The 10613-nt window shown below is 58.8% G+C and carries 7 protein-coding genes; 3 read left to right on the top strand and 4 right to left on the bottom strand.

The features are described from left to right. Positions 1 to 195: 195 nt before the first annotated feature. On the bottom strand, positions 196 to 1407 hold the full coding sequence (gene rpoD, locus ACVWYY_RS11780; RefSeq protein ID WP_011433786.1) for an RNA polymerase sigma factor RpoD: 1212 nt from the start codon (positions 1405 to 1407) through the stop codon (positions 196 to 198). 648 nt (positions 1408 to 2055) lie between these two features. On the opposite strand from rpoD, the gene metH reads away from it, so the two are divergent. Next, positions 2056 to 5730: a methionine synthase gene (gene metH, locus ACVWYY_RS11775; RefSeq protein ID WP_457440645.1), complete on the top strand. Its 3675-nt coding sequence runs from the start codon at positions 2056 to 2058 to the stop codon at positions 5728 to 5730. Between the two features lie 91 nt (positions 5731 to 5821). On the opposite strand, the gene ACVWYY_RS11770 is transcribed toward metH, so the two are convergent. Then, positions 5822 to 6613, bottom strand: a complete 792-nt coding sequence (locus ACVWYY_RS11770) for an ABC transporter permease (protein ID WP_457440643.1) — start codon at positions 6611 to 6613, stop codon at positions 5822 to 5824. A gap of 460 nt (positions 6614 to 7073) precedes the next feature. Here ACVWYY_RS11770 and ACVWYY_RS11765 point away from each other — a divergent pair, with 460 nt between their 5' ends. Further along, positions 7074 to 7838: a TIGR03943 family putative permease subunit gene (locus ACVWYY_RS11765; protein WP_457440641.1), complete on the top strand. Its 765-nt coding sequence runs from the start codon at positions 7074 to 7076 to the stop codon at positions 7836 to 7838. 10 nt (positions 7839 to 7848) lie between these two features. Here ACVWYY_RS11765 and apcB read toward each other — a convergent pair whose 3' ends face one another. Together apcB and truB are read right to left on the bottom strand one after the other, a co-directional pair. After that, positions 7849 to 8352, bottom strand: a complete 504-nt coding sequence (apcB, locus tag ACVWYY_RS11760; protein WP_011433791.1) for an allophycocyanin subunit beta — start codon at positions 8350 to 8352, stop codon at positions 7849 to 7851. Between the two features lie 239 nt (positions 8353 to 8591). Then, on the bottom strand, positions 8592 to 9509 hold the full coding sequence (truB, locus tag ACVWYY_RS11755) for a tRNA pseudouridine(55) synthase TruB (RefSeq protein ID WP_457440639.1): 918 nt from the start codon (positions 9507 to 9509) through the stop codon (positions 8592 to 8594). A gap of 86 nt (positions 9510 to 9595) precedes the next feature. Here truB and ACVWYY_RS11750 point away from each other — a divergent pair, with 86 nt between their 5' ends. Continuing rightward, complete coding sequence (locus tag ACVWYY_RS11750; RefSeq protein ID WP_457440637.1) at positions 9596 to 10609, top strand: DMT family transporter; 1014 nt, start codon at positions 9596 to 9598, stop codon at positions 10607 to 10609. Positions 10610 to 10613: the final 4 nt, after the last annotated feature.

Here is a 10613-nt window from a genome sequence, read left to right as displayed (position 1 = left end):
AACAGAAAGATCAACTGGTAGTAATCCGTACTGAACATATTATACATTATTTTCAGTATAGTTGAGCTTATTATTGACTAGAGTCATGCTCCATCGCGCGGGTTGGCAGTTCCAACTCAGTCTGCCTTAAGGGGCCGGGAACTCTCTTGGATCCCTTGCCCCGGCTCTCTATCGAAGCTGGAACAGACCGCAGAGTTAGCGGATGTATTCCTTCAACACGCTGTTGCGGTTGGGGTGGCGCAACTTGCGCAGAGCCTTAGCCTCGATCTGCCGGATTCGCTCACGGGTGACATTAAAGATCTGGCCGATTTCCTCCAGCGTTTTCATGCGGCCATCATCCAAGCCGTAGCGCAACTTCAACACATCCCGTTCGCGGGCGGTGAGGGTTTCCAAAACGCTTTCCAGATCTTCTCTGAGCAAGACTTTGGCCACCCGATCCTCCGGCGTCTCCCCATCCGACTCGATAAAGTCTCCCAGCCGAGAATCCTCTTCCTTGCCGATGGGGGTTTCCAAAGAGATGGGAAGCTGGGCCGACTTGGCGATAAAGCGCAACTTCTCGATGGTGATCTCCATGCGGGTGGCGATCTCCTCTTCGGTGGGCTTGCGGCCCAATTCCTGGGAAAGCAACTTGGTTACCTTTTTGATGCGGGAGATCGTCTCGTAGAGGTGGACAGGCAGGCGAATGGTGCGGGATTGGTCGGCAATGGCGCGGGTGATGGCCTGTCGAATCCACCACGTCGCATAGGTAGAGAACTTGTAGCCCTTCTCGTGGTCGAATTTCTCGGCTGCCCGGATCAGGCCCAGGGATCCCTCCTGAATCAAATCCTGAAAAGACAGGCCCCGGTTCATGTACTTTTTGGCGATGGACACCACCAAACGCAGATTAGACTGCACCATCTTTTCTTTGGCCCGCCGCCCCCGATGCAACCGCCGCCGAAACTCCGGCAAGGACATCTTGACCTCCTCTGCCCAGAGGGTGTCCGGCACTTCTTCTGGGTCTGACCAGAGGCCCATGCGCTGAAAAACGGCCTCGCGAGCGCGCTCTAGCTCCAGCAGATCGGCAATTTTTCGGGCCAACTCGATTTCTTCATCGGCCCGCAGCAGCCGAATACGCCCAATTTCCTGCAAATAGACCCGGATAGAGTCATCGGTGTAGGGCTTTTTCTTACTGGCCGCCTTGCGCTTTGAGCGACCTTTGGCACCGGCGGCGGCAGTCTCTCCATCCTCCTCTGCTGCCTCTTCGTCGTCGTCATCCTCATCAAAAGCATCAGTGTCACCGGTATCCAGTTCGCTCTCGAGGGTATCTGTCTCGGTGTCCAACTCCAGGGTGCCAGAAGGTGGATTTTCCAGATCCGATTCGAGAAGAGCTGTTTTACCCGATTTCACCAATTCCTTTGCTTGAGCCATGCTGAGTTCCTCGTGATCCTAATCACAGACAAATGAAGGTGACTAAGGGAGCTTAGACGCCAAAGGGAGAGGAGCAAGTTGCAGCTCTGCTGCATCCCACAACGCCAGAGTGAGGGAGCCGATATCCGCAAGCCAAAGCCTGAGTTGCCCTAGGCAAGCCTGCCCGCTTCTGGATAACCGATTGCTCGGGTCAATCTGGAAGCAGATATCGCTCATGGGGCTCAACTGAACTGGCGCAAGACCCGTCATCTTGGTGGGCGGAACCTCTCGAGGTGGCGAAAGGTGGATCTTTCTCTTCGCCAATCCTGCGACGGAGTGCGAGGCACTTTACCAAGGGGACGGAACATTCAGCACCTCAACCACTCCAACCCGCGAGGAGAAGATCGCTCTACAGCAGGCGGCAAGTGACCCTGGGAGGAACACTTGCGAGCAACTGTAGCCGTTCACACCAAAACGTCTTCCCTAAATTAGCCCGACCTGGGGGAAACAGCAACGGGGCAGGCAAAGAAAATGTTAAATTCGCCTCAACAATGGCCAGAATGGAAGCCCTGGCCAGGGATCCACCCTTCGGCCTAGTCCGAGCAAATGGCTCGATGCTAACTTAAATCAGACTCTAGGTCGATGACACCCTGCCTGACTTTGACTTCTATGACCCATCCCTTCCTGCAGCATCTCCAGGAACGTGTGATTGTCTTTGATGGGGCGATGGGATCCTCCCTCCAGGCCCAGAACCTGACGGCAGCGGATTTTGGTGGGCCGGAGCTGGAGGGTTGCAACGAGATGCTGGTGCTGACCAAGCCGGAGGCGGTGGAGCGGGTACACCGCGGCTTTCTGGAAGTGGGGGCCGACGTTGTTGAGACCAATACCTTTGGGGCTACCTCCATTGTTTTGGCCGAATATGGGATCCCGGAAAAAGCCTACGAGCTGAACGTGGCGGCGGCGCGACTGGCCAAGCGGGTAGCAGCCGAGTTTGCGACGCCGGAAAAGCCCCGTTTTGTGGCCGGCTCCATTGGCCCCACCACCAAGCTGCCCACCCTGGGGCACATCAGCTTTGATGAGATGCGGGCTGCCTACGAGGAGCAGGTGCAGGGGCTAGTTGACGGTGGGGCGGATCTGCTGATCATCGAGACCTGCCAGGACATTTTGCAGACCAAGGCGGCCCTGGTGGCCGTGCAGCAGGAGTTTGCCCGACGCGGGATCCGCCTGCCGGTGGTGGTGTCCCTGACCTTTGAGGTGCAGGGGACAATGCTGGTGGGCACGGAGATCGGGGCGGCTTTGGCCATCCTGGAGCCCTATCCCATCGATGTGCTGGGCCTCAACTGTGCCACTGGCCCAGACAAGATGGTCGAACACATCCGCTATCTGTCCCGCCATTCTCCTTTCCCCATCTCCTGCATCCCCAACGCTGGCCTGCCGGAAAACATCGGCGGCAAAGCCCACTACAAGCTCACCCCGGAGCAGTTGCGCTTCCACCTGGAGCATCTTGTGCGGGATCTGGGGGTAGCGGTGGTGGGAGGGTGTTGCGGCACCCGTCCCGAGCACATTGCCGCCTTGGTGGAAGCCGTGCAGGGGTTGCGGCCCAAACGTCGTAGCATCGAACGGATCCAGGCTGCTGCCTCGATTTATGCCCCTCAGCCCTACCTGCAGGAGAACTCTTTTTTGATCATCGGCGAGCGGCTGAATGCCAGCGGCTCCAAAAAGATGCGGGAGCTGCTTAATGCCGAAGACTGGGACGGCCTGGTGGCCCTAGCGCGGGAGCAGGTGCGGGAGGGAGCCCACATCCTGGACGTGAATGTGGACTACGTGGGCCGGGATGGCGTGCGGGATATGCGGGAGCTGGTCTCGCGGCTGGTCACCCAAATCCAAATCCCCCTGATGCTGGACTCCACCGATTGGCAAAAGATGGAGGCGGGCCTCAAGGTGGCGGGAGGCAAATGTCTGCTCAACTCCACCAACTACGAGGATGGGGAAGAACGTTTCCTAAAGGTGCTGGAGCTGGCCAAAACCTACGGCGCCGGGGTGGTCATCGGCACCATCGACGAAGAGGGCATGGCCCGCACCGCCGACAAGAAGTTCCAGATTGCCGAGCGGGCCTATCGCCAGGCGGTTGAGTACGGGATCCCGCCCTACGAGATTTTCTTTGACCCCCTGGCTTTGCCCATTTCCACCGGCATCGAGGAAGACCGGGCCAACGGAGCAGCCACCCTGGAGGCCATCCGCCGCATCCGCCAGGCTTTCCCGGAGACCCACATTCTCTTGGGCATTTCCAACATCTCCTTTGGGCTCTCGCCGGCAGCCCGCGTGGTGTTGAACTCGGTGTTTTTGCACGAGTGCCGCGAGGCCGGCCTGGATGCCGCCATCGTCAGCGCCGCCAAGATCCTGCCCCTGAACAAGATCCCCGCAGAGCAGCAGCAGGTGTGTCGGGATTTGATCTGGGATCGGCGGCAGTTTAACGCCGTTCGCGTTAGCGGGACGGAGTCCTCGGGCATTTGCACCTACGATCCCCTGGCGCGGCTGACGGAGCTGTTTGCGGGCGTTTCCGGGAAGGAACTGCGCTCTGGCGGATCTTTTGCAGATTTACCCCTGGAGGAGCGCCTGCGGCGGCACATCATCGACGGCGAGCGGATTGGCCTGGAGGAGACCCTGGCGGAGGCACTGCAGAACTATCCTCCCCTGGAGATCATCAACACCTTTTTGCTGGACGGCATGAAGGAGGTGGGGGAGCTCTTCGGCGCTGGCAAAATGCAACTGCCCTTTGTGCTGCAGTCGGCAGAAACCATGAAAGCGGCGGTGAAATACCTGGAGCCCTTCATGGAAAAGGTGGGAGGGGAAGTGTGCAAAGGCACTCTTTTGATTGCCACCGTCAAGGGGGATGTCCACGATATTGGCAAAAACTTGGTGGACATCATCCTCACCAACAACGGCTACAAAGTCATCAACCTGGGCATCAAGCAGCCGGTGGAGAACATCATCGAAGCCTATGAAAAGAGCAAGGCCGACTGCATTGCCATGAGCGGCCTGTTGGTAAAATCCACCGCCTTTATGAAGGAGAACTTGGAGGTGTTTAACGAGCGGGGCATCACCGTGCCGGTCATCCTAGGAGGGGCGGCCCTCACCCGCCGCTTTGTGGAAGAAGACTGCCGCCAGACCTACAAAGGCCAGGTGATCTATGGCCGCGACGCCTTCGTCGATCTCCACTTTATGGATCGGCTGATGCAGGCCAAAGCTGCCGGATGCTGGGACGACCGGCTGGGTTTTCTGGATGACTTGGAGCAGGGATCCCCCTCTGCCAATGGCCAGAAAGAGGCTTCTTGGGTTCCAGAGGAAACGGATCCCAGCCTGCCCCCTGCGGAGACCACCGTGGGAGCTGCTCCCGCCCTCACCCTCTCCGAGTCCCAAGACACCCGCCGCTCTGAAGCCGTTGCCCTGGAGACCGAGCGACCCATCCCGCCTTTCTGGGGATCCAAACTTCTCGCCTCGGATCAGATCCCCTGGCCAGAGGTCTTCTTCTACATCGACAAGCAGGCCCTGGTAGCCGGCCAGTGGCAGATTCGCAAGCCCCGCGACCAGTCGGCGGAGGAGTTTGCCGAGTTTATCGCCACCCAGGTGGAGCCGGTGATCGAGCGCTGGAAAGAGCGGATCCTGGCAGAAGATCTGCTGCACCCCCAGATTGTCTACGGCTATTTCCCGGCCCAGGCAGAGGGGAACACTTTGATCCTCTTCGACCCGGCCAGCTTCCCCGAGCTGTTTGCCCTGGAGCCCGACTCCACCACCTATTTCCAACTGCCCACGGTGGAGCGCCCGCAACTCTCTCTAGGGGTGCGGGAATTGGCCCGCTTCACCTTCCCCCGCCAAAAAACCGGCCACCGCTACTGTATCGCCGACTTCTTCGCCGCTCGCTCCACAGGATTGGTGGATGTTTTCCCCATGCAGGCGGTCACGGTAGGGGCAGAAGCCACCGCCTATGCCCAGCGCCTGTTTGCCGAAGGCCAGTACACCGACTACCTGTATTTCCACGGCCTGGCTGTGACCCTGGCGGAAGCCCTGGCGGAATGGTGCCATGCCCGCATCCGGCGGGAGCTGGGGTTCGGCCACGAAGATAGCCCCGACATCCGCAAGATCCTGCACCAGGGCTATCGGGGATCCCGCTACAGCTTCGGCTATCCCGCCTGCCCCAACATCGCCGACCAACGGGTTCTGCTGCAGGTGCTCCAGGCCGATCGCATTGGCCTCACCATGGACGAAAGCGATCAATTGGATCCGGAACAGTCCACCACTGCCATCGTTGCTTACCATCCGGCAGCCCGCTACTTCAACACTTAGGCTTAGGCCCTCATCTCCAACCTCTCTCAGGGGGAGAGGGGGAACTGTCGAGAACGGCTAGCGGGATCCCAGGCGGGAGCGGCTGTTCGCGTCAGCGGTGCGGAGCACTCCGCAGGGGGAAGCCCACGACCAAGATCAAGGTAACCAGAATGATCAAGGTGGAGAGGGCATTGATTTCCGGGGTAACTCCTCGTCGCGCCGTGCTGTAGATCAAAATTGGCAAGGTCAGGCTCTCCGGCCCACTGGTAAAAAAGGAGATGACAAAATCATCTATCGAAAGGGTAAAAGCCAGCAAAGCGGCAGCTTGGATCCCTGGCATGGCCAAGGGCAAGGTGACATAGCGTAGCTTTTGCCAGGTGTTTGCATAGAGGTCATAGGCTGCTTCTTCCAGGGCGGGATCCAAAAGTTGGAGACGGCTGCGCACCACAATAGCCACAAAAGCAATCTGAAACGTAATGTGGGCCAAGATCATCGTCCCCAAGCCCAGCTCAAAGAGGCCCGTGTAAAAGCGCACAAACTGGTAGAACAGCAGCAGCGCGATGGCCATCACAATATCGGGGACGATCACCGGCAACAGCATCAGCCCCTGCAGGATCTTTTTACCGGGGAAGCGATAGCGATACAGCCCATAGCCCAGCAGGGATCCCAGCAGCGTGCTGACCAGCGTGCTGACCAACGCCAGGACGAGGGTATTTTGCGTGGCCTGCCAGATCGAGGCATTCCGAAAGAGAGCCAAGTACCAATCGAAGGTAAAGCCCGTCCATACCAGCCCAAAGCGGGCGCGGTTAAAGGAATAGACCGCAATAAGCAGAATTGGCAGGTAGAGAAAACCATAGATGGCATAGCTCACGCCCCGCAGCCAGGTGGGTATCCTTGCCAACATTCGGCCAACATTCGTGTGTGGTATCTCAGTTGTCTCTATCCCACTGTAGAGCAGGCTGCCAAAATTGCAGCAACTCCCTAGGCTTTATACATCAGCCTGCAACCCTGTCTATCACGCCAAAGTCCGTGCCAATGTGAGGTTATCTGTGGCTGGATTTGTTGAATTGATGATGGGATCCCTGAAGCTGTAAAGACGGCAATCAAAGAACGTGAGCCAAACGAAATGTTTTGCTGTTCGCGTTAGGGGGACGGAGTCCTTGCCTTATTCGGGCAACCCGATACCTGTGACTGGGAAATTGGCAGCACAGGCATTCCCCAACGCCGGCAGTGGGCACTTCCGCGAGGATTGCTAAACTTAGGCTCGGAGTGGTGTGAAAAAGCTGCAACCCATGCCCAAAAGCAGTTCTGGTCGTCTTCGAGAAAAACAAAATCCAGAAGAACCGCACGCGAAAACCAAGGGTATGTCTCGGCCTGTCGGTCGCGTCAGCGGGACGGAGTCCAAACCGTTGCGGTGGGGCAATACAGCCTACTGGGAGGCGGTTGGGTTGATGTTGCTAGGGATCCTGCTGATCGTCTATCGCTGGCGGGGCACCCTGCTGATGTTGATCAATCCCGGCTACGTGAATGTGGCGCTGTTGGCCGGGCTGTGTCTGTTGGGCTTGGGGATTGGCCGTTGGCGAGGAGCCAAAGTTGCCTCTTCTGAAGTCCATGCCTCACTATTGGGGCCGCGGCTGGGCGCAGGACTGTTGATCCTGACGGCCCTGCTGGGGTTTTGGGTCGAGCCACGACCACTCTCCAGCCAAACTGCCCTCAACCGAGGGGTATCTCCCTATCTGGGGGTATCTCGTAGCCAGCCGCAGGCTTTTCGCCCCAAGCTCGACCCGCGTCAGCGAACTCTGCTGGACTGGGTGCGCACCTTGGATGTCTACCCGGATCCCTACACCTATGAGAACCAGCCGGTGCGGGTGCAGGGGTTCGTCATTCCCGACAAGCAACCCGACCATTTTGTTATTGCCCGGTTTTTGGTTAGCTGCTGTGCTGCCGATGCTTACCCTGTGGGCTTGCCGGTGCGCTGGCCAGAGGCAGAGCAGTTAACTGCCGACAGTTGGCTGCGTCTGGAGGGGCGCATGGCCGTGGAGCAGCGGGATGGCCAATCTCAGTTGGTAATCGCTGCCGAGCAGGTGGAGCCGATACCGGTGCCGGCCAATCCCTACGCCGACGAGTGAGAGTAGGCGCTCAGATATCGGTTTCGCTCAGCTTGGCGCTCAGGTAATCGAAGGGCTCGGCCACAAAGCTGTAGTCTTCGCCGGAGCCAAGCAGCTCCAGGGTGCGGGTTTTCATGTTTTGGATCCCAATCACCGTCGGGGCGATGGGCACGCCGAGGGAGTTGTAGGTCTCCCGTAAGCCGGCCAAGACTCGCTCATCCAAAATGCTGTTGTCGGCAGCCACCAGCGCGTAGGAAGCGTAGCGCAAGAAGTAGTCCATATCCCGCAAACAGGTGGCATAGCGGCGGGTGGTGTAGGCGTTGCCTCCCGGACGAATGAGATCCGGCACCTGGGCGAACATGGCCGCAGCAGCCGTTTTGACGATATCCACTGAGTTGAGATTGATCACGTTTACGGCCTTGATGCGCCGCAGCCCAGAGTCGTAAAAAGCCTTGAGCGCATCCATTGCCTCCCGATCCAAGTAGCGGCCCGTCAGGTCGTAGGTTTTGATCAGCGTGGTTACGGCATCCCGCATATCCCCAGCTCCATTCTTGTGACTTTATTTTGTAAAGTAGCTTGAGATGAAAAAATGAGAAGAGATTTTGCCGGACAACATCCAAAGGTCAGCCCTGGAGAATTGAACCAGAGCCCGGCAACGGCAACGCTTCAGGCTCCCATTCGCCCTCAGAAGTTTAGCATGCGGGGGTTTCTTTCCCACTTCCCTCTGAGACAATGGCCAATGTTGTTACAAAAATGTAACTTTTCTGCAACACTCTAGGGATCCGGCGACAACACCCGCAGCGGCTTGAGCTGGCCTGCCTGACCATACCCCAAGCCCAAAAACTTGCCCGCCTCGTCCAGCACCCGCAAAGTAGGGGCATCGACAACAGGCCGGTCGAGGAGAATGGCCCGACCCTGCAGCCACTGCTTCGCTTCGGCGGAAGAGAGCTGTACCGCACCCCAATCGGCAAATCCCCACTCGATGGGCAGCAGGGCAGCAGCGGGATCCCCGGATCCCCGCCATCTCTCCAGCGGCAGGCTTTCTGTGATGCGAAAGGGTCCACTTTGCAGCCGTCGTAGCCGGCTCATCAGCCCTCCACAGCCCAATTTTTCCCCCACATCGCGGGCAAGGGCACGGATATAAGTGCCGGGGCCACAGGCAATTTCTAGATCCACTTCCGGAAAGTCTCCGGCTCGCCAGCCCAGGACCCGCAGTTGCTGAATAACCACCCGCCGCGGCTCCAACTGGAGTTCCGCAGCCTCTACGCCGGCCCGGGCCAACTGGTAGAGCTTTTTCCCCTGGCGCTTAAGGGCGCTGTAGAGGGGCGGCACCTGCCAGATCTCGCCGGTAAACTCCCGCAAACACTGCTCTACCTGCTCGCGACTCAACCCAGGACAAGGGGATCCCACCCGGATCTGCCCTTCGGCATCGTCGGTGTCGCTGCGCTGTCCCAATCGGAAGGTTGCTTGATACACCTTATCCCCCGACAAAAACGACAAAAAGCGTGTTGCCCGTCCCACCGCAATCGGCAAAACCCCCGTTGCCGCCGGATCCAAGGTGCCCCCATGCCCCACCTTGCGGGTGCGCAAGACCCGCCGCACCACTGCCACACAGTCGTGGGAGGTGAGCCCCGCCGGCTTGTCCAGGTTGAGAAAGCCCTCCAGGGATCCCATGCCAGGCATAATATGCATCAACAGTTAAGATTTTTAAGATTTGTAACTGAGCTGCCCCAGCGCTTAACATGGGGTTAACTTCCGTCTCCAAGTTTGAAGCACCTATGGCTCAGTCTGACCTGTTCTTTCAGCCTATCTGGCAACGCCTCCTGATGATTGCCCCCTTTTTCCTGTGGGGCTCGGCGATGGTGGTGATGCGAGATGCCCTCTCCGAGACCACCCCCCTCTTCATTGCCATTCTGCGGTTGCTGCCGGCAGGGATCCTGGTTCTTGCCTTTCGGCTCTGGCAGGGGCGGGGTTCTGCGTCTCACGCCTGGCATCCCAGAGGGCTGCGCGGCTGGCTATGGGTGTTGGCGTTTGCGCTGGTGGATGGCACATGTTTTCAGGGATTTTTGGCCCAAGGGCTGAAAGAGACAGGGGCGGGCCTGGGATCCGTGCTCATTGACTCGCAGCCGCTGGCGGTGGCTTTGATGGCCACCTGGTTTTACCGCGAGCGGATGGGATCCCTGGGCTGGCTGAGCCTGGGGCTGGGGGTTTTCGGCATTGGCCTCATCGGCCTATCCGGTGGGGGATCCCTGCAGTTGGGGGCCGGCGTCGTTTGGATGTTGATGGCCTCCCTGTCGATGGCAGTTGGCACCGTGATGATGCCCAAGGTGGCGGAGGTGGCAGATCCGGTGCTGGCGACGGGCTGGCACATGGTGTTGGGCAGCCTGCCGTTGATCCTGCTGTCAGCACTAACAGAAACCCAGCAATGGCAACACCTGAGCGGGATCCACTGGCTGGGCCTCCTCTACGCTTCGGTGATGGGGAGCGCCTTGGCCTATGCCCTCTTCTTCTATTTCGCCTCTCAGGAAAACCTCACCGAGTTCAGCTCCCTGACCTTCCTCACCCCCATCTTTGCCCTGCTGTTTGGCAGCACCTTTCTGGGGGAATCGCTGACGCGGCTGCAATGGCTGGGAGTGGGCATCACTCTGGTCTGTGTGTACTTGATTAACCACCGGCAAGAATGGCAGGAGCGCCTGCGTCTGGGCTGGAAAGGGATCCTCTCGGAGCTGGGTTTGGATTGGCTGGTGAGCGCCTTCAGCACCGTCGAGATCCGCGATGGCAACCCCGACTGATCAA

The sequence above is a fragment of the Thermostichus sp. MS-CIW-34 genome, from assembly GCF_054060435.1.
The sequence above is the reverse complement of the archived record's forward strand: the minus strand, read 5'-3'. Positions and strand labels throughout refer to the sequence as shown.

Coding starts and splice junctions, on each gene's coding strand:
- truB (WP_457440639.1), bottom strand. CDS start 9,509: ATGCATATTATGCCTGGCATGGGATCCCTGGAGGGCTTTCTCAACCTG.
- rpoD (WP_011433786.1), bottom strand. CDS start 1,407: ATGGCTCAAGCAAAGGAATTGGTGAAATCGGGTAAAACAGCTCTTCTC.
- apcB (WP_011433791.1), bottom strand. CDS start 8,352: ATGCGGGATGCCGTAACCACGCTGATCAAAACCTACGACCTGACGGGC.
- metH (WP_457440645.1), top strand. CDS start 2,056: ATGACCCATCCCTTCCTGCAGCATCTCCAGGAACGTGTGATTGTCTTT.
- ACVWYY_RS11765 (WP_457440641.1), top strand. CDS start 7,074: ATGTCTCGGCCTGTCGGTCGCGTCAGCGGGACGGAGTCCAAACCGTTG.
- ACVWYY_RS11750 (WP_457440637.1), top strand. CDS start 9,596: ATGGCTCAGTCTGACCTGTTCTTTCAGCCTATCTGGCAACGCCTCCTG.
- ACVWYY_RS11770 (WP_457440643.1), bottom strand. CDS start 6,613: ATGTTGGCAAGGATACCCACCTGGCTGCGGGGCGTGAGCTATGCCATC.